This is a genomic window from Clavibacter sp. (assembly GCF_014802555.1).
Classification (GTDB): Bacteria; Actinomycetota; Actinomycetes; order Actinomycetales; family Microbacteriaceae; genus Clavibacter; species Clavibacter sepedonicus.
Genome location: NZ_JAAVCB010000134.1, coordinates 1 through 19,454 on the forward strand (window position 1 = coordinate 1; position 19,454 = coordinate 19,454).

General features: G+C 73.5%; 11 protein-coding genes. 2 read left to right on the forward strand and 9 right to left on the reverse strand.

The annotated features are described in order from the left end of the window. Positions 1-118: 118 nt before the first annotated feature. The 8 genes from HDR73_RS14750 to HDR73_RS14785 all read right to left on the reverse strand — a co-directional run bounded on the left by HDR73_RS14750 (position 119) and on the right by HDR73_RS14785 (position 16,609). Positions 119-3,040 (reverse strand): PKD domain-containing protein, encoded by a 2,922-nt coding sequence (locus HDR73_RS14750; RefSeq protein ID WP_231692850.1) that lies wholly within the window; start codon positions 3,038-3,040, stop codon positions 119-121. Positions 3,041-3,136: 96 nt separating this feature from the next. Beyond that, complete coding sequence (locus HDR73_RS14755) at positions 3,137-5,749, reverse strand: LamG domain-containing protein (protein WP_223842679.1); 2,613 nt, start codon at positions 5,747-5,749, stop codon at positions 3,137-3,139. 49 nt (positions 5,750-5,798) lie between these two features. Continuing rightward, a complete protein-coding gene (locus HDR73_RS14760) occupies positions 5,799-7,040 on the reverse strand; it encodes a glycosyltransferase (RefSeq protein ID WP_012297570.1) in 1,242 nt (413 codons plus the stop codon). Continuing rightward, positions 7,037-7,849, reverse strand: coding sequence for a CDP-alcohol phosphatidyltransferase family protein (locus tag HDR73_RS14765; RefSeq protein WP_012297569.1), 813 nt, complete (start codon positions 7,847-7,849; stop codon positions 7,037-7,039). Before HDR73_RS14765 ends, HDR73_RS14760 begins: the two co-directional genes overlap by 4 nt. Beyond that, positions 7,846-9,090 (reverse strand): DUF1972 domain-containing protein, encoded by a 1,245-nt coding sequence (locus HDR73_RS14770; RefSeq protein WP_012297568.1) that lies wholly within the window; start codon positions 9,088-9,090, stop codon positions 7,846-7,848. Before HDR73_RS14770 ends, HDR73_RS14765 begins: the two co-directional genes overlap by 4 nt. Then, the gene (locus tag HDR73_RS14775) at positions 9,090-10,643 is read right to left on the reverse strand and encodes a sugar transferase (RefSeq protein ID WP_012297567.1); all 1,554 of its coding nucleotides are present in this window, start codon (positions 10,641-10,643) and stop codon (positions 9,090-9,092) included. Before HDR73_RS14775 ends, HDR73_RS14770 begins: the two co-directional genes overlap by 1 nt. 346 nt (positions 10,644-10,989) lie before the next feature. Continuing rightward, entirely contained in the window at positions 10,990-13,611 is a 2,622-nt protein-coding gene (locus HDR73_RS14780; protein WP_012297566.1) for a right-handed parallel beta-helix repeat-containing protein, read from the reverse strand. A gap of 352 nt (positions 13,612-13,963) precedes the next feature. Beyond that, positions 13,964-16,609 (reverse strand): right-handed parallel beta-helix repeat-containing protein, encoded by a 2,646-nt coding sequence (locus tag HDR73_RS14785; protein WP_012297565.1) that lies wholly within the window; start codon positions 16,607-16,609, stop codon positions 13,964-13,966. Between the two features lie 378 nt (positions 16,610-16,987). Between HDR73_RS14785 and HDR73_RS14790 the strand changes: the two genes are divergently transcribed. Then, positions 16,988-17,485, forward strand: coding sequence for an FAD synthase family protein (locus HDR73_RS14790; protein ID WP_012297564.1), 498 nt, complete (start codon positions 16,988-16,990; stop codon positions 17,483-17,485). A gap of 69 nt (positions 17,486-17,554) precedes the next feature. On the opposite strand, the gene pip is transcribed toward HDR73_RS14790, so the two are convergent. Continuing rightward, positions 17,555-18,529: a prolyl aminopeptidase gene (pip, locus tag HDR73_RS14795; RefSeq protein WP_012297563.1), complete on the reverse strand. Its 975-nt coding sequence runs from the start codon at positions 18,527-18,529 to the stop codon at positions 17,555-17,557. A gap of 113 nt (positions 18,530-18,642) precedes the next feature. On the opposite strand from pip, the gene HDR73_RS14800 reads away from it, so the two are divergent. Then, complete coding sequence (locus tag HDR73_RS14800; RefSeq protein ID WP_012297562.1) at positions 18,643-19,431, forward strand: GDSL-type esterase/lipase family protein; 789 nt, start codon at positions 18,643-18,645, stop codon at positions 19,429-19,431. Positions 19,432-19,454: the final 23 nt, after the last annotated feature.

Genomic DNA, 19,454 nt, shown 5'->3' on the forward strand with positions numbered 1-19,454 from the left:
CATTACCGTGGGACATCGAGGCCTCCTGGCGATGGTTGAACTGAACAGCTCCATCAAGCCAGGAGGCCTCTTCACACGCCCCGAAGTGTCACCAACGTCATGGCCGAGTACACCTAGCTCACCGGGCGGTGCCGTCCGTCACCAGCAGGTCGTCGAGCGTGAACGCGACGGGTCCGGCGGCCGAGCTCGACAGGTACGTCTGGATCCCGAACGTGCCCGCGGTCTGCAGGGCGGCCAGGGTCCCGGTCGTCGTCGACTGCCACGCGGTCGGCTCGGCCTGGCTGACGGGCCAGACCTTCGCGTTCATCGTGGTGGGCGACGTGCCCGTGACCTGCACGCGCACCCGCAGCTGCTGCCCGGCCGTGTACGTGAGGTTCGGGACGACGACCGACTTCAGGTTGGCGCCGTTCTCGGACTGCACGATCATCACCTGGCCGGTCGACCGCACCCAGACCTGCGTCTGGTAGGTCGCGGTGCCGACCTGGCGCGAGTTGATCCGCACGTACGCGCCGCCGCCCGTGGGCACCCTGTCGAGCGCGAAGCTGACCTGGGCGTCGGATGCGGTGGTGCTCACGGCGTCGAGGCTCGCGGTGCGGGTCTCGCCGGCGGGACTGGCGACCTGCGCCCTCCCGTCCTGCACCTTGAGGATCGACGCGTTGCCGGTGATGCGCCAGGCGCCCCCGGTCTCCGCCGTGCCCCAGCCGTTCGCGGCGGTGCGGGTGAAGGTGTCCTGCGCGAGGATCCCGGCGGCGGGCGGAGCGACGACCGGCGCGGTCACCGTGACCGTGCCGTCCTTCCTCGCCGAGGCGAGGCCATTGTCGTCCGTCACCGTCAGCGACACCGTGTAGGTGCCGGCCTTGGCGTAGGCGTGATCCACGGTCTTGCCCGTGCCCGTCGTGCCGTCCCCGAACGCCCAGGCGTACGAGGCCACCGTGCCGTCGGCGTCCGTCGAGGTGGATCCGTCGAACGAGGCCGTCAGGTCCTTCGCGGTCGACGTGAACGCCGCAGCCGGAGCCTGGTTGCCCGGTGCCGGTGCGGGCGCGGGCGCCTGGCCGTCGCGGCTGACGACCAGGTCGTCGATCCGCGTCGTCACGGGAGCCGTCGCCGACCCCGAGAGGTAGGTCTGGATCCCGACGGAGCCCGCGGCCTGCAGCGCGGCGGTCGAGCTGGTGACGCTCGTCTGCCATGCGGCGGGCTCGGCCTGGCCGGCGACCCACACCTTCGCCTTGACGGTGGTCGGCGACGTGCCGGTCGTCAGGACGCGGACGCGGAGCTGCTGGCCGGCCTGGTAGGTCGTGCCGGGGAGGATGTACGACCCGATGGTCGTCGCCCCCTCCGACTGCACCAGCTGGATCTGCCCGGTCGCCTTGATCCAGACCTGCGTCTGGTAGAAGGCCGACCCCACCTGCCGGGAGTTGACCCGGGTGTAGGAGCCGCCGCCTGTGGGGACGGAGTCGAGCGAGAAGGTCGCGCTGACGTCCGACGACGTGGTGGACACCGCGTCGAGGGTCATCGTGCGGGTCTCGCCCTTCGGCGAGACGACCTGGCCCGTGCCGTCCTGCACCTTGACGATGGCCGTGCCGCCGGTGACGCGCCAGGCGCCGCCGAGCTCGGCCGTGCCCCAGCCCGTGGCGACCGTGCGGCCGAACGCGTCCTGCGCGAGCACGTTCGACGCGGGCGCCTGGACGGTCACCGGCGAGGTGGTCGTCGTGGCGAGCCCCTTGTCGTCCGTGACCGTGAGGGACACCGCGAAGGTGCCGGCAGCCTGGTAGGCGTGGGTCGTGGTGCGGCCCTTGCCCGTGGTCCCGTCGCCGAAGGCCCAGGACCAGGACGCCACGGTGCCGTCGGGGTCGGTCGACGCGGAGGCGTCGAGCGAGGCGACGAGGTTCGCCGCGGTGCTCGTGAACCGGGCGACGGGCGCCTGGTTCACGGGCGGTGCGGTGACCGTGACGCTCGCGGTCGTGCGACCGGTCGCGCCCTTGTCGTCCGTCACCGTGAGCGCGACCTGGTACGTGCCGGCCTTCGCGTAGGGGTGGGCGATGGACGGGCCGGTGCCGGTCGTCCCGTCGCCGAACTCCCACGCGTAGGACGCGACGGTGCCGTCCGGGTCGCTGGATGCGCGGCCGTCGAGGTTCGCGACCAGGTCGGTCGTGGTCGACGCGATGACCGCCGTGGGCTCCCGGTTGACCGGGGGCGCCACCACCGTCACCTGCGTGGACGCGGTGCCCGTGAGGCCCTTGTCGTCCGTGACCGTCAGCGCCTCCGTGTAGGTGCCGCCCGCGGCGTAGGCGTGCGTCGGCGTCGGGCCGGTGCCCGTGCTGCCGTCGCCGAAGTCCCACGCGTAGGAGGCGACCTGGCCGTCGGCGTCCGTGGAGGCGGATCCGTCGAGCTTCGCGGTGAGGTCGGTCGCGGTCGCGGTGACCACGGCCGTCGGCGCGATGTTGACGGGAGCCGCCTTAACCGTGACGTCCTGCTGCGTGCGGTTCGTCGCGCCGCGGTCGTCCGTCACCGTGAGCGTCACCGGGTAGGTGCCGGCCGCGGCGTACGTGTGCGACTGCTGCGCGCCGGACGCCTGGACGCCGTCGCCGAAGTCCCAGGCGTAGCCCGTGATCGTGCCGTCGGCGTCGGTGGATCCGCTGCCGTCGAACGCGACCGTCAGGAAGTCGGCGGTCGGCGTGAACGCGGCCTTCGGGGCCTGGTTCGGCACGCGGCCGCTGGTCCCGAGGGAGAAGTGCGTCTCCACGGCGGTGGGCGTGAGCACGGTCGGGTACACCGCGACCTCGTCCATCCGGCCCTCGAAGGTGCCGCTGGAGGAGCCCCACGTGTTGTCGCCGCCGATGCGCCAGTAGCCGTCGTAGCCCTGCGCCTGCGTCTGGCCGTTCTGGCCGACGAGGTCGCCGTCCACGTAGAGCTTCAGCCCGTCGGATCCCTGCGACGCCACCACGTGGTGCCACTGGCCGTCGTTGTAGGCGCGCTCGGATCCCGCCAGGTTGGTCTGGCCGGTCCACGTGCCGAACTGCAGGCGTCCGTCGTCCTGCATGTAGACGTGGCGGTCGTAGCTGCCGGAGAAGGCGAACGGATCGGCGTTGTCGCCGAAGCCGATCAGCTTGCCGCCGCGCGTGGTGGTCGTCTGGAATCACATCTCGAGCGAGTACGTGGTCGGGTTGGAGATCCGCTGCTGGCTCACCGCGATGCTGTCGGAGAACGCCGCCGCCTGGCCGACCGGGCCCGAGAGGGCGCCCGCCTGGCCGAAGCGCACGTTGCGTCCGACGTTCGCGCCGACCTCGTTCTGCCCGGCGTCCTTGAGCGTCGTCGAGCCGTCGGCGTCGTCGAGGCGCCAGTAGGAGGACGGGTCGGCCGCGTACACGGCCTTGCCGTACGCGTCCGAGGGCGCGGGCGGGATGGGCGAGGTGCGGCCGGACGCGACCAGGTGGTCGACGACGTCGGCGCGCGTGAGGGCGGTCGGGTAGATGGACACCTGGGCGATGTCGCCGGCGAGGTAGTAGCTCCGGGGCTGGTTGGGCCAGCCGCCGAGGTTGTCGCCGCCGACGCGCCAGTAGCCCGTGTAGTCCTGGCCCTGCGTCGTGTCCGCGCGCTGCCCGGCGAGCTTGCCGTCGACGAACAGCTTCATGCCGTCGCCGCTCATGGTGGCGACGATCTGGTGCCACTTCCCGTCGTTGTACCCGGGCACCGAGCTGAGCGTCTGGGTCGCCCCCGTGTAGACGCCGAAGACGATCCGGCCGTCGTCGTCGAGGTACACCATGCGGTCGTAGTTGCCGGAAGTACCCGTGTTGCTGCCGCCGAAGCCGACGACCTTGCCGCCCGAGGTCGAGGTGGTCTTGACCCACGACTCCACGCTGAAGGTGTTCGGAGCCTGCACCGGCTGGGGCGTGACCGCGAAGGACCCGTCCTGGCCGGAGAAGGTGGTGGCGGTGGATCCGTCGATCGGGCCCGCGGCGCCGCGCGTGGCGGCGTCGACCCGGAGGTCCTCGAACGCGACGTGGTCGAGGCCGGCGGTGCCGTCCTTCTCGTCGAGCGGGTAGTACGCGGTCGCGCCGTCGTCCTTCACGCTCGTGGCGTACGCGTCGCTGCCGGACTGGTCGGTGATGGTGACGGGCGATGCGCCGTTGCGGTCGGTGGAGTTCCCGGCCGAGTCGGTGACGACGACCTTGTAGGTGTGCGAGCTGCCGGGCGCGAGGCCCGTGTCGATGAAGCCCATCGACGGCCGGTTCCAGAAGGTCGAGTCCTGCGTGACCTGGTAGACGGGCGTCGCGGTCTTGCCGTCGCGGATCACCTTGTAGGTGAGGCGCGTGTTGTCGCGGTCGAAGGTGGCCTGCCAGGAGACGCGGGCCTCGCCCTTCGTGTACGAGATCGACTTCGGGACGAGCTGGTCGTTGCCGTTCGGGCCGACCTTGTTCGGGGCGTCATTGGCCATGGCGTAGCGGACGAGGCCCTGCTGCGCGGTGGTGTTCACGAACGGGAACTCGCCGCCGACGACGATGTAGTCCTCGTTGCCGTTGACGCTCCACGCCGCCTGGCCCTGGCCCGTGAAGGATCCCGTGACGTACTTCGGGAACCAGTTGAGGAGCGATGGGGACGGCGTGCCGGCCCAGTTCGCGTAGCCGTACGGGTCGGCCGTGGCGGTGCCGGTCGCGGTCTTCGAGAACGCGAGGCTGTGCTGGAAGGTCCACGGATCCGTCTGCGGGAAGCCGCCGATGTTGCCGCAGTAGTGCGGGTGGCCCGCGACGTACGCGACCTTGCTGGTGGCGAAGACCGAGTAGGTGTCGCCGTGGCAGTCTTCGACCCAGTTCACGACGCCCGTGTTCGGGTCGGCCGAGAAGGCACCCTCGAGGTTGCCGCCGGCGCCGAACGTGTAGCCGGAGCCGTAGACCCGGTCGTCGGACGCGTACAGGCTCGTGATCGACGACTCGGCGCCGGCGTTCTTGACCTGCTGGTTCGCGGCCCACGGGAGCGAGGCGCCCGAGGCGGGATCCACCGCGCCGAGCCCGTAGGTCGGGGTGCCGCTGAGCTGCGTGAAGCGGCCGCCGCCGATGAGCTTGGACGCGTCCTTCGTGAGGGTGAGCGCGTCCACGACGGTGTCCGCATCCGCGACGAAGGCCGCGTTCTGGCCGTTCGCCGCGGACACCGCGGCGAGGTACTTCCGAGCGGCGCCGTTGACGCTCTGGAAGGTGCCGCCGAGGTACACGGTGTCGTTCGAGGCGCTCACCGTGCGGGTCTGGCTGCCCATGATCGGGCGGAAGGTCGGGATGATCTTGCCGGTCGCGGTGCTGAAGGCCGCGGCGCGGTAGTAGCCCTGGCCGTCGATGTCGGTGAAGTCGCCGACCACGTAGATCCGGGATCCGTCGGGCGACGCGGTGACCTGGAGCGCCTGCGCGTTGAGCTTCGGCGCGAAGGACGTGATGAGCGCGCCCGTGCGGATGTCGTACGCGAGGAGGTTGCTGCGCGGCGTGAGGTTCGTCCCGGCGGCGGCGCCCGCGGGGCGCGCGTTCTGGAACTTGCCGGCCACGTAGACCGTGTTGCCGACGACGACCTGCGACCAGGCGACGCCGTCGATCTGGGTCGTGGGCAGCGGGTCGGCGGTGACCGTGACGGGCGTCTTCGGGTCGGTCGGGTCGACCGGCGCGGAGTCCGCCATCGCGGGCTGCGCGATCACGACCGCGGACAGGATGACCGCGGCGGCCGCGGTCATGGCGGCCAGGCGACGTCCCGCGGAGGAGAGGATGCTCATTTCGTCCTTGCTTGGGGTGGGTGGTGCGGGTGAGGGAGGGTGCCGGGGGTCAGCGGTCGCTGGCCGGTCGGGGGCTGCCGACGCGCTTCGTGAGCGTGAGCATCGTGCCCACCGACCGCGCGATGCGCTGCCGGTAGAGCTCGGGTCCGTGCCGGTGCTCGGCGCGGAAGCGGTCCCGGGCGGCCCGGGCGCGGTATGCGTCCCAGTCCGCCGCAATGGACTGGAGGGCATCCGCGAGCGCGGCCGGGTCCGAGGGCGGCACCAGCTGCGCCGACTCGTATCCGCCCGCGGCCTCGCGGAGGCCGGAGGTGTCGCTGACCACCACGGGCCGGGCGGCCAGCAGCGCCTCGACGGCGGTGTTGCCGAACGGCTCGTCCACGCGGGAGGGCACGACGCACGCGTCGGCGGCGGCCACGAACGGCGTGACGTCGGCGTGGAAGCCGTGCAGCGTGACCCGGTCCTCGAGGTCGAGGACGCGGATCGTCGTGCGCAGCTGCTCCTCGTACGCCTCGTACCCGGGGAAGACGGCGCCCACGATGTCGAGGGTGGCGGGGACGCCGCGGTCCCGGAGCTCGACGATCGCGTCGACGGCGACGTCCACGCCCTTGCGGTCGGAGAGCCGGCCGACGTAGAGGACCCGGAGGCCCCCGTCGAGCGCCTCGCGCGCCGGCTGGACCCCGGCCGGGCCGGGCACGCCGTTGTAGACGACCTCGGCGCGGCGCGCGACCCGCGGAAGTGCGCGGCCGAGCACGTCGACGCTGTAGCGGCTGTTCGCGACGACGCTCGTGGCGAGCGCGAGCGGCAGGGCGAGCGCGGTGCCGACGGCGCGCGACGCGGATCCCTCCGCCTCGTGCACGTGGGCGAGCACCGGGCGGCCGGCGAGGCGGCCGATGAGGATCCACAGCGGGATGGTGACGGTGTTGACGTACACGGCGTCCGGGCGCGTGCGGCGCACGAGGCCGAGGCCCGCCGACAGGCCGCGGACGGACTGGCCGACGAGGGCCGCGAAGCCGCGCGGGCGCAGCATCGACTTGCGGAGGACGGGCGTGGGCGCGTGGTGCACGACCGCGCCGACACCGGTGAGGGCGTCGACGAGCGGGCCGCCGGACGGCAGGGTCACGACGGTGCGGGCGCCCGCGGCGACGAGGCCGGCGACGCTCTCGAGCAGCACGCGGTCGGATCCGTACAGCTCGGCGCTCGGGTGCGCGACGAGGATCGTGCGTCCGCGGAGGTCGGCGCCGTCGGCGTCGGCCCGCGCGAGCGCATGCTCGACGCCGGCGAACGCGGTCACGCGGGCACCCGAGCGGATCCGGCGGCGGAGGCGGACGACGTCGCGGCCTCGGCGCGGCGCGCGTCGAGCGCGCCCATGTCGCGGAACCACTTCACCGACGCGAGGGCGAGATGCCCGGCGTTGGCGACCATCATCAGCGCGTAGACCGCGAGGAACACCACCGGCGCACCGAGCAGCACGAACACGATGCAGAGGAAGCCGTAGTCGGTGGGGATCACGAGCAGCGAGCGCAGGAGGGTCGAGCGGCCGGCCTCGGGCGCGGTGGCGCCCGTGACGGCGTGCACGCGCTTGAGCTGGTCGTTGAGGATCATCGCGAAGAAGCTCGCGGCGGCCACGATCGCGTAGGCGATCGGCACGAGGAGCCACGCATCGGAGTCCGTGGCGGGCCAGCGGTACATCGACACGAGCACGGCGAGGTGCAGCGACGAGATCTTGATGCAGTCGACGACGTGGTCGAGCCACTCCCCCGAGAGCGAGCCGCCGCCGCGGAGGCGCGCGACCTGGCCGTCGGCCGAGTCGAACGCGTAGCCGACGGCGAGCAGCAGCCAGACGGCGATGCCGAGCCAGGCGGCGGGCTGCACGAGCGCGATCAGGGCGATCCCGGTGAACGTGAAGGCGGCGCTGATCGCGGTCACCTGGTTCGGGGTGAGCCCCGCGCGGAAGGCCCACGCGGCGAGCAGCCGACCGGCGGGCCGGTTGACGCGGATCGAGTACGCGGGCGCGCCGCGGGCCGCCTTCTTCTGCGCGGACGCGAGGCGGCGGACGACGTCGAGATACGACTCGGCGCGCGGATCTGCGGCGGCGGTCATCGGCTCTCCTCGAGGAGGAAGGACGTGCGGCTGGCGTCGCTCGCGCGCAGCTCCGGCTCCCAGCGGGTGGCCGAGCGGACGCCGCGGCTCATCCCGTGCGTCGAGTAGCCGCGCGTCATGCGGGCCGCGAGCTCCTCGTAGCCGTCGGCGATCGCGTCCCAGTCGTAGGTCTCCTCGGCGCGCTCCTGCAGGCGGCGGCCGATCGCGACGGCCTCGTCGGCCGCGGCCTCCGCGCCCTCGACGAGCGCGGCGACGCCGGCGGCGTCCGACCAGAAGCGGCCGTCCTCGCCGAGCACGTCGCGGTTGAAGACGTTGTCGTTGGCGAGCGTCGCGGTCGCGGCGCCCATGGCGCGCAGCAGCGACGGGTTGGTGCCGCCAACCGAGTGGCCGTGGATGTAGGTGAGCGCGTGGGCGTAGAGCTGGTCGAGCTGCTCCTGGTCCCACACCCCGCCGAGGCGCTGGATGCGCGGGTCGGCGGTGGCGACCCGCTCGATGCGGTCGGTGTACGCGGCGGAGTACGGCGCGGATCCGACGACGACGAGCGGCAGGGTCGCATCCGACGCGGTGTACCCGTCGACGATGACGTCGACATGGTTCTCCGGCTCGAAGCGCGCGACGACGAGGTGGTACTGGCCGGGCTCGAGGCCGAGCTCGGCGAGGCGGTCGCTGGCGGGGTCGCGGAGGATGTCGGCGCCGTAGGTGAGCAGCTCCGTTGGGATCCCGAACTCGTGGTCGTAGTAGTCGGCGATGCCCTGCGCGTCCGAGATGAGCGCGTCGGCGTCCTTCACGGCCATCTGCTCGGCGATGCGGTAGTACTTCTTGCCCATGCGGCCCCACTTGCCCCGCTTCCACTCGAGCCCGTCCACGTGCACGGCCGTGGCCGTGCCGCGGGAGCGGATGAGGGGGACGAACGGCGCGTTGGCGGCGTTGAACACGAAGGCCGCGTCCTGGCGCTTGCCGAGGGCCAGGTGGATCGCGGACAGCGCGGTGTGGCTGAGCGTCTCGATCGACTTGGTCTTGAGCGCGGGCAGGTGCACGAGCGTCATGCCGAGGTGGGTGCGCGGGCGCGCGCGGTTCGTGGAACGGCCAGCTGAACGGCAGTAGACGGTCACGTCGTGGCCGCGGGCGGCGAGGCGCTGCCCGATCTCCTCGATGGCGGTCTCGAATCCGCCGTACGCGGCGGGGACCCCCCGGGTCCCGACCATGGCGATGCGGAGTCGACGCGGTTCGATTGCAGACATCAGTAAGCCCCTACGGGTCGGGTGAGCACACGGAAGGTGCGCCACATGATCATCACGTCGCCGGTCAGGGACCAGTTCTCGACGTAGTACAGGTCGAGCCGGACGCTCTCGTCCCAGCTCAGGTCGCTCCGGCCGTTCACCTGCCACATGCCCGTGAGGCCGGGCTTGATGAACAGACGGCGGTGCACGTGGCTCTCGTAGCCCTGCACCTCGCGGCGCAGCGGCGGGCGCGGGCCCACCAGGCTCATGTCGCCGACGAGGATGTTCCACAGCTGCGGCAGCTCGTCGAGCGAGTAGCGGCGGAGCACGGTGCCCACGCGGGTCACGCGCGGGTCGCTCCGCATCTTGAACAGCGGGCCGGATCCCTCGTTCGCCTCCGCCAGCGCCTCGAGCTCGGCCTCGGCGGTGACCCGCATCGACCGGAACTTGAGCATGTGGAACTCCTGGCCGCTCTTGCCGACGCGCTCCTGGCGGAAGATGGCGCCGCCGGGGCTGTCGATGCGGACGACGCACGCGATGACGAGCATCACGGGCGAGAGCACGACGAGGGCGAGGCCGGCCACGGCGATGTCGAGGGCGCGCTTCATCACGTGCTTCCCGCCCTCGAACTGCGGGATCTCCACGTGGATGAGGGGCAGGCCCTCGACCGGGCGGAAGTGGATCCGCGGGCCGGCGACGTCGGTGAGGCGCGACGCGAGCACCAGCTCGATCGACGAGCCCTCGAGCTCCCAGCCGAGCGTGCGGACGGCGTTGCTGCCGGCCCGCGGCTGGCTGGCGACGATGACGGCGTCGGCGGCGGTGCGGGCGGCGGCCGCGGCGACGGAGCCGAGGTCGGAGACGACGGGGATCGTGCGCCCGGCGACCTCGAGGCCGGCGATGTGGTCGTCGATCGCGACGCCCACGACCGCGTAGCCCGATGCGGGGCGGAGCAGGATCTGCGCGGCCACGTCCTCGACGTCGGCCCGGGATCCCACGACCACGACCCGCGACAGGTGCGCGCCCTGGAGGCGGCGGCGGATCAGCCACTGGCGCCAGGTCCACCGGCTCACGAGGAGCGCGACGACGCCGAGCGGGAACGCGAGCACGACGTAGCCGCGGGCGATGTCGACCTTGAGCAGCAGGAAGCCGATCGCGAGCGCGCCGAACGTGATCGCGGACGCGTTGACGACCCGCTTGTACTCGGAGACGCCGACGCCCACGATGCGGGCGTCGCGGGTGCGGAACGCGCCGAGCACGGCGATCCACGCGGCCACGACGACGACGGAGACGACCCCGTAGTCGAGCTGCATCGAGCCGGCCTCGACGGCCGCGTCGCCCGTGCCGAAGCGCGTGAGCTGGGCGACGAGGACGGTGGCGACGATGATCGCCCAGTCGCTCGCCATGAGGCGGGTGCGGTAGTCGCGGGCCCAGCGGCGGCCCGAGGGGACGGCGGGGGCGACGGGCGCGACGGGCGCGACGCCGGATCCGATGATCGGGCGGTGCGCCGAGCGGCGCTCGGTGCGCAGGCGGGTGCGCTCGCCCCGGGTCGCGGGACGGTTCCTCGTGGTGCTCATCGCGTGCCGGGCAGCGCGTCGAGCGGTCGCGGGGTGTCGGAGGGGCGGGTGGGCGCGTTCGGGCGCGGACGGCGGGTACGGTCCTGCGCCGATGACGGGTTCATCGGGTGTGTGCCTGCGTTTCGGGTTACAGGTGGGTGATGCGGGGTGCGACGCGGTCCGGGAAGACCCCGTCAGGTCCACAGCTCGGGGATGGACGGGCTGGGTGGGCCTCGTCCGAGAGCGTCCATCGCGGGTACGACGGGTGAACGGCGGGTGGTGACGGTGGCAATGCTAAACGCACCCCGAGCCCCGTCGCCCCTCCCCCTTCGGGGGACGGTGTCCCCCGATCTCCGCCCGGACGCGCTCAGCCGGCCGATGCCCCGATGACGCGGGCGCCCGTCGCCACTCCGCGCAGCGCCGCGACGTCCGCGGGCACGGCGACGGCGACCGTGGCCTGCTGGGCTGCGACCTCGGCGGTGAGCCGCCAGCCGGATCCGAGCACCTTCCGGCCCACGACGTCGAGGCTCGTCCGGTCGTTGCCCGTCGCCTGCGCGAACGCCGCGACCGTGTCGTGGACGGCCGGGTCGCCGGGGCCGCGGGCCCACACGATCGCCCACCTCGGGCTCGAGGCGATGTCGCGCTGGTACGCGTTGCCCGCGGTCGTGATCCCCATCTGCGTGGCGGAACGCTCGTGCGAGTGGTCCTCCACGGCGAGCAGGGCGTTGCCGGTGCTGCCCTGCATCACGTTGTCGGCGACCTGGATGTCGGTGACGATCCACGTGACCGTGGGGTCCGGCAGCGGCTGCCGCGGGTCGTGGCCCGCCTCCCCCAGGTTCGCCGCGCGCCGGGTGCCCTGCGCGATGTCCACGTCCCGCCTGTTCGCGGAGAAGGTGTTCGCCCAGACCTGCGCGTGGCCGGAGTCGTCGATCCAGAGGCCCGCGGCGCCGTTGCCCGCCGCGACGTTGTCGACGAACGAGAGCTGCGCGGAGAGCTCGAACACGATGCCGTTGCCCGTGTTCGCCAGCACGTCGTTCCCCGCGACCGTCGCGTCGAACACCGACTCGTCGAACCAGAGGCCGTTGCCGGCGCTGCGGAGGAACGCGCTGTCGACCACGTCCACGTCGCGGCTGCGGGTGATCTTGACCCCGCCCGACACGGGGGCCCGATTGAAGCCCTCGGTGTTGTCGTCCGCGACCAGGAGCTGGGAGGCGCGGAGCCGGTCGGCGTAGTTGGCGTGGATCCCGAGCATGCCGTTGCGCGCCGAGGTCACCGCCCGCAGGGTCACGTCGGTCGCCTGGATGGAGAGGCCCGTGGTGGCGTTGTCGGTGATCGCGACGTCCGCGATGGTGACGTCCCGGCCGCTGACGACGAGCGCGCCCATGTCGGGGACGGACGGCGCGTACCGGCGGATGCCGATGCCGCGCACGGTGCTGCCGTCGCCGCGGACGGCCAGGGCGCTGACGCGGTCGCTGGCGCGCACGGTCTGGCCCGACGGATCCGACCCGATGTACAGGCGGTCGGCGGCGGTGTCGACGAAGAACGTGCCGGGGACCACCTGCCCGAGCGACGCGACCTGGCGCTGCGCCGCCTGGCCGATCCAGACCTGGTCGGGGTGCGCGGCCAACGGACGCGCCGGGTCGACGAACGCCCAGCCCTCCTTCGTGCCGTCCGGCGCGCCGCGCGTGTAGGTGGGGCTCGCGTCGAAGGTCACGTCCCAGCCGGAGGCGTAGCGGGTGGATCCGGACGCGGTCCACGAGGTCAGCGCGCGGCTCCCGTCGAGCCACACCGCCTCGCCCGGGTACGACTGCAGCGTGAGCGCCTTGCCGGCGGGCATCACCACGGTCTCGCGGTACGTGCCGGCGCGGACGACGATCGTGCGGCCGGACGGGGCCGCCTCGACGGCCCGGCGGATGCTCGCGTACGGGGACGCCTTCGTGCCGGCGCCGGTGTCGGATCCGGTCGGCGACACGTACACGCCGTCGGCGGGTGCCGGGTAGGTCGTGGTGCCCACGGCGGCGGCGCCCGATCCCGTGCCGGGCCGCGCGTCGCCGCGGGGCACGGTCTGCTCCGGATCCGACGGGGTCGGCGCGGGGGCGGTGGGGGTCGGGGTGGGGGTCGGGGTCGCGGTCGGCGTAGGGATCGCGGTCGGCGTGGGAGTCGCGGTCGGCGTCGCGGTCGGCGTCGGCGCGGGCGTCGACCCCGCCCGCGTCAGCGGCCGCACCGCCAGGTCGTCGAACGCGAGCGCCTGCGGGCGGGACGACGAGGAGAGGTACGACCAGACGCGGGTCGCGGATCCGGCGGTCAGCCGCGCGGCGCTCGCGTCCGTTGCGGCGGCCTGCCACGCGGGGACGGCCGTGCCCACCCGCCAGGCGCGCGCGTCGACGGCCACCGGCGAGGATCCCGAGACGCGCGACTGCACGCTCAGCACCTGCCCCGGCACGAGTCCGCGCGCCACCACGACCTCCGCGGCGAGCGTGGTCTGCGCGGCCGTGGATCCGTTCACCCGCACGACCGACAGCCGCGCGTCCCCCGCCGGGTCGACGCGCACGCTCGTCTGGTAGTACGACGAGCCCGCCGCCCGCTGCTGGAGGCCCGCGTAGACGCCGCTGCCCACGGCCGGGATCCGCGGCAGCATCACGCGCATCGTGGCCTCGGCGTCGGCGGGGACGGTGCCCGGCAGCGTCGCGGTGAGCGACGTCCCCGCCTTCGGCAGGTCGACGACGCCCTGCGTGCCGTTGACGCGGAAGGCCGCGGGCACGTCGTAGGCGTACGCCGCGGATCCGGGGGCCGTCCCCCAGCCGCCGGTCGCGCTGCGGGTGAAAGCGTCCGAGTGGACGGCGGCGCCGGCGACGAGGTCCTGGCCGGTCGCGGCGGACGCGGGATCCGCGGCGACGAGCGCGGCGGGCAGGACGAGCCCGGCGGCGACCGCGAGCGCGATCGCGTGCCGGGAGCGGTGGGAGCGTGAGGAGCGGGGCGTGCCGTTCATGGGACGGTCCTTGCCTGTGCGCAGCGGCGGATGGCGGTGGGTGCCCGTCCGGGGACGGGCTGGTGGTGTCGTCCCAGGCTCCGTCGCGCCCGCCCTCCGGTCGCGCCGCCGGGGCCAGTAGTCGTACCCATCCCGCCGCCCGGCGCACTGGTTCCCGCCCTGACGGCGACGCCCCGACCACCTGCGCCCCCACCGGGGGCGCTGCGGGGCGCGGGGACGATCGCACCGGGGGCGCTGGGACCACACCGCCTCGGGGCACGGGGACGACCGCCCGGGCACGGGACGACTTCCCCGGGCACGACAGGACGGGCCGACCCCGAGGGGTCGGCCCGTCCTGTCGTGCGTGCGGGGATCAGCCCACGTCGGCCCCGAGCTCGCGCGCGCCGGTCAGCCAGCCGATGAGGCCCGCGACCGTGCCCAGCAGCGGCACGGCTACCTGCGTCTCGACGCGGCGCACCTCGTCGGTGAGCCGGAAGCCCGAGCCCACGACCGGGCGCCCGTCGATCGCGAGCGACGAGCGGTCGTTGCCGGTCGCGGCGCTGAACGCCTGCACCGATCCGTACACGGCCGGGTCCCCGGCACCGCGGGACCAGATCACGGCCCAGCCGGGGCGGTTCGCGGCGTCGCGCTGGTAGACGTTGCCGGAGGTCGTGATGCCCATCTGGCCGGCCGAGCGCTGGTGCGAGTGGTCCTCCACCGCCAGCAGCGCGTTGCCGGTGGATCCCTGCATCACGTTGTTCGCGATGTCGACGTCGGTCACCACCCACGTCACGGTGGGGTCCGGCAGCTTCTGACGGGGATCGTGGCCGGCCGTCGAGAGGTCCGACGCGCGCCGCGTGCCCTGCGAGATGTCGATGTTGCGGTCGTTCGCGACGAACGTGTTGTTCCAGATGTCCACGTGGCCGGTGTCGTCGATCCAGACGCCCTCCTCGCCGTTGCGGGCCACCACGTTGTCCACGATCGCGATGGTCGCCGAGAGCTCGAAGGCGACGCCGGATCCCGAGTTGTCCATCACGTCGTTGCCCGAGACGACGGCGTCGTAGACGGACTCGTCGAACCACAGGCCGTTGCCGACGTTGCGGAGGATCGCGCTGTCCTTCACGTCCACGTCGCGGCTGCGCGTGATCTTGAAGCCGCCGGACACGGGCGCCCGGTTGAAGCGCTCGGTGTCGTTGTCGGCCACCAGCAGGCGCGAGGCGCGCAGCCCGTCGGCGTAGTTCGCGTGCATCCCGAGCATGCCGTTGCGGGCCACGGTGAGCGCGGTCGCCTTCGCCCCGGTCGCCGTGATGGAGATGCCCGTGGTGGCGTTGTCGGTGATCACGAGGTTCTCGACCGTGACGTTCCGGGCCTGCACGACGACCGCGCCGAGGTCCGGCACCGAGGGCGCGTACCGGCGGATCCCGATGCCGCGCACCGTGCTGCCGTCGCCGCGGACGCTGAGTGCCTGCACGAGGTCGCTCGAGCGCACCGGCTGGCTGCCCGGGTCGGATCCGATGTAGAGGCGGTCGGCCGCGGTGTCGACGAAGAACGTGCCGGCGACGACCCGGTCGCGCGAGGCGACCTGCTTCTGCGCCGTCTGCCCGATCCAGACCTGGTCGGGGTGCGCGGCCATCGGGTACGCCGGGTCGACGAAGCGCCACCCGGTCGCGGTGCCGTCGGGCTTGCCGCGCGTGTAGGTGGGGCTGGCGTCGAAGGCGACGTCCCAGCCGCTCGCGTAGCGGGTGGATCCCGAGGCCGTCCAGGAGGACACCTGGCGGCTGCCGTCGAGCCACACCCTCTCGCCCGGGTACGACTGCAGCGTGAGGGCCTTGCCCTGCGGCATCACGACCGACTCGTGGTACGTGCCGGCACGGACGACGATCGTGCGCCCGGCGGGGGCGGCGTCGACGGCCTTCTGGATGGTGGCGTACGGCGACGACTTCGACCCGGATCCGCCGTTCGAGCCGGTCGGCGCGACGTAGACCGCATCCGACGGCACGCCGTAGGAGGTGGATCCGACGGGCGCGGAGCCCGCGCCCGTGCGCGCGTCGCCGAGGGAGACGCCCTGCTCGGCGTCGGACGAGCCGGATCCGGTGCCGGGCGCGGGCGCGGGAGCCGGCGTCGTCGGGGCAGGCGTGGGCGTCGGCGCGGGTGCCGCGACCGGTGCTGTGAGCGGCCGGACCGCCACGTCGTCGAACGCGACGGACTGCGGCCCGGACGACTTCGAGAGGTACGACCACAGGCGCGTGCCCGTCCCCGCGACGAGGCGCGAGGCGCTCGTGTCCACGGCGGCGGCCTGCCAGCCGGGAACGGCCTGGCCGTCCACCCACGCGCGGGCGTCGATCGCGACGGCGGCGGAACCCGAGACGCGCGACTGGATGACCACGACGCGGCCGGGCACGACGCCCCGCGCCACGACGGTGTCGCCGACCACGGTGGCCTGCCCCGCGGTGGATCCGTTGACGCGCACGACCGAGAGCCGCGCGTCGCCCGCGCTGTCGACCCGCACGCTCGACTGGTAGTACGAGGAGCCCGTCACGCGCTGCTGGAGCCCGGCGTAGACGCCGTTGCCCTGCGCGGGGACGCGGGGGATCAGCACGCGGACGGTCGTCTCGCTGTCGACGGGAGCGGCCACGGGGACGGCGGCCGACGCGGCGGTGCCGGCCCGGGCGAGGTCGATGACGCCCTGCGTGCCGTTGGCGCGGAACGCCGAGACGCCGTCGTAGGAGTACGCCCCGGTGCCGGCGGCGGTGCCCCATCCCCCGGTCGCGCTGCGGGTGAAGGAGTCGGTGAACACGGGGGTCCCCGCGGTGAGGTCCTGGCCGGTCGCGGCGCTCGCGGCCTGCGGGGCGACGAGGACGGCCGGGACGGCCAGCCCGACGACCACGGCGAGCGCGACCAGGTGGCGGGCGGGGCGGGGGCGGGTCGCGGCGGCGGCGTGCCGGTCCGTCCCGGTGCGGGCGGGGGTCGATCCGTCGGGTGTCCGGGTCGATCCGGTGGGTGGGGTGCGGTGGCGCATGCGGGCGGGTCCTCGCTCGGATCGGCCGGTCAGACAGGCCGATGAAAACCCACCAGACAGGTGGGGTTGGTCGAATGTAGCTCAGCAACAGGCTGTTGTGCCCCCCGAACGGAGGTCATGGCCGCGGCGACGGGGGCGTGCCCCCTGGATCACCGGGATGCCCCCCTTTCGGGTATCCCGCTTCCGCGGCCGGCCGGGTCGCCCGTAAGATCGCCGGAGGTCCACCCGCTCCCCGTCGCCCCCCACCCAGGGCGGCCGACGTACCCGCGTCGTCGAGAGCAGGAGGCCCCCGCCCGGCGTACCCGCACCGGGCTGCACCCGATCCCGCATCCGCGCGTACCCGCGCCCGGACCGCGGACGACCCGAGACACGTGTGCCATGACCCGAATCGGCTACGCCGCCGGTGCCTTCGACCTCTTCCACGTCGGACACCTCAACATCCTCAAGCACGCCAAGAGCCGGTGCGACTTCCTCATCGCGGGCGTCGTCTCCGACGAGATGCTCGAGCGCAACAAGGGCATCACGCCGGTGGTGCCGCTCGCCGAGCGCCTCGAGATCGTGAGCCACATCAGCTACGTCGACCAGGCCCGCGCGGAGACCCTGCCGGACAAGCTCGACACCTGGCGCGAGGTGGGCTTCGACGTCTTCTTCAAGGGCGACGACTGGCGCGGCACCCCGAAGGGCGAGCGCCTGGAGGCCGAGTTCGCGGCCGTCGGCGTGGAGGTCGTGTACTTCCCGTACACGATGCACACCTCCAGCACCCGGCTGCGGCGCGCGCTCGACATCCTGAGCGGCGTCGGCGCGCCCGCGGCGGCCCCCGCGGCGACGCTCGCGCAGCCGGCGTCGCACGCCCTGTCGACGCTCGTCAGCCGCTAGGCCGGACCCGGCGGCGGAGCCGGACCCGGCGGCGGATCCGCGCTCCGCCCGGTTCGGCGCTCCGCCCGGTCAGCTCGTGGGCGCCAGCCGGTCCGCCGCGCGCTCGGTCGCCTCGATCAGCGCGTCGAGGATCCCCGGCTCGTCGAACGCGTGCCCCGCGTCCGGCACCATCGTGAAGCGCGCCTCGGGCAGGGCCAGGTGCAGGTCCCACGCGGTCGCGGCCGGCGTGCACATGTCGTATCGGCCCTGCACGATCTCGGTCGGGATGCCGCGGAGCAGGTGCGCGTCGCGGATCAGCTGCCCGTCCTCCATCCACCCGCCGTGCATGAAGTAGTGGTTCTCGATGCGCGCGAACGCGAGCGCGTACGTCGGCTCCGCGAAGCGCGCGACCACGTCGGGCTTCGGCAGCAGCGTGATGCCCGACGCCTCCCACGTGCTCCACGCGACCGCCGCGGGCCCGTGCACCGCGGGGTCGGGATCCGCGAGCAGCGCCGCGTACGCCGCGATGATCCCGCCGCGCTCCACCCCGGGCACGGGCGCCGTGAACGCCTCCCAACCGTCGGGGTAGACCATGCCGGCGGGCCCCTCGTAGAACCAGTCGAGCTCGGTCGCCCGCAGCGTGAAGATGCCGCGGAGGATGAGGCCGGTCACGCGGGCCGGGTGCGTCTCCGCGTAGGCGAGCGCGAGGGTCGAGCCCCAGGATCCGCCGAACACGAGCCACCGCTCCACTCCCAGGTGCTCGCGCAGCCGCTCGATGTCGGCCACGAGGTGCCACGTGGTGTTGACGGACAGGTCTGCCTCGGGGGTGGACACGTGCGGCGTGCTCCGGCCGCAGCCGCGCTGGTCGACGAGCACGATGCGGTACCTCGCCGGGTCGAAGAGGCGCCGGTGCGTCGGGCTCGTGCCGCCGCCCGGCCCGCCGTGCAGGAAGACGACGGGGATCCCGTCGGGATTGCCCGAGACCTCCCAATGGAGGAGCTGCCCGTCCCCCACGTCGAGCAAGCCGGTGTCGTGCGGGTCGATCTCGGGGAAGAGGCTCTGCATGCGACGAGCCTACGGGCGGCGGTGCCCCCGATCCGGGGCGGAGCTGGGCGGGCCGCCGGGCGCCGCGTAGCCTTCCACACATCGCCCCATCGCCGCCCGGAGACGAGGACCCATTGCCCGCCCTTCCCGTGAGGCGCTCGACGACGCGCACCGCCGCGCGGACGACCGGGCGAGCCGTGATGCCGCTCGCCTCGATCGCGGCCCTCGCCGTGGCGCGCCCCACCCTCCGGCTCCATCTCGCGCTCTACATGCGCGACATGGAGGCGGCGATCTTCCCGCCGCACGACGACGTGTCCTCGATCCCGGGTCCGGATCCGGAGCGCGTGCTCTTCCTGGGCGACATCGGCGTGGCCGGCTACGGCGTGCTCCTCGCCGGCATGGCCATGCCCGCGCAGGTCGCCGCCCGGCGCTCCACGCGCACGGGGCGCGGCGTCGAGTGGGAGACCGTGGCGGCCTACGACATGACCGCCCGCAAGGCCGCCGCCCTGATGACCGGCCGCTCGGGTCCGCTCGACCTCGCGATCGTCGCGCTCGGGATCCCGGACGTGCTCGTCGCCACGTCCCCCGCGGAGTGGACGGACCGGATCCAGGCCATCGTCGGCTGCGTCCGCGAACAGGCCAGCGACGCGTGCCGGATCGTGCTGATGGGCATCCCGCCCATGGACCGGTTCCAGCCGATCCCCATGCTCGGACGGAACCTGCTGCTCGCCCAGGTCACCCGGCTGAACCGCGCCACCAGCCGGCTCGACGACCCGGCGCACGGCATCGTCTACGCGCCCCACCCCGACATCTCCGGCACGCGCCTGCACGTCCGCGACCGCTTCTCCTACCGCGTCATGCACGCGCACTGGGCGGAGGCGATCATGCCGTACCTGGGCGATCCGCGGCCCGTGGCCGACTGACGGGGACGCGGGCTGGGCTTGTC

Bases quoted from the DNA above. Each gene is read 5' to 3' on its own strand.
- HDR73_RS14770 (WP_012297568.1), bottom strand. From the start codon at position 9,090: ATGTCTGCAATCGAACCGCGTCGACTCCGCATCGCCATGGTCGGGACC.
- HDR73_RS14775 (WP_012297567.1), bottom strand. From the start codon at position 10,643: ATGAGCACCACGAGGAACCGTCCCGCGACCCGGGGCGAGCGCACCCGC.
- HDR73_RS14750 (WP_231692850.1), bottom strand. From the start codon at position 3,040: ATGCAGGACGACGGACGCCTGCAGTTCGGCACGTGGACCGGCCAGACC.
- HDR73_RS14785 (WP_012297565.1), bottom strand. From the start codon at position 16,609: ATGCGCCACCGCACCCCACCCACCGGATCGACCCGGACACCCGACGGA.
- HDR73_RS14790 (WP_012297564.1), top strand. From the start codon at position 16,988: ATGACCCGAATCGGCTACGCCGCCGGTGCCTTCGACCTCTTCCACGTC.
- HDR73_RS14780 (WP_012297566.1), bottom strand. From the start codon at position 13,611: ATGAACGGCACGCCCCGCTCCTCACGCTCCCACCGCTCCCGGCACGCG.
- HDR73_RS14765 (WP_012297569.1), bottom strand. From the start codon at position 7,849: ATGACCGCCGCCGCAGATCCGCGCGCCGAGTCGTATCTCGACGTCGTC.
- pip (WP_012297563.1), bottom strand. From the start codon at position 18,529: ATGCAGAGCCTCTTCCCCGAGATCGACCCGCACGACACCGGCTTGCTC.
- HDR73_RS14755 (WP_223842679.1), bottom strand. From the start codon at position 5,749: ATGAGCATCCTCTCCTCCGCGGGACGTCGCCTGGCCGCCATGACCGCG.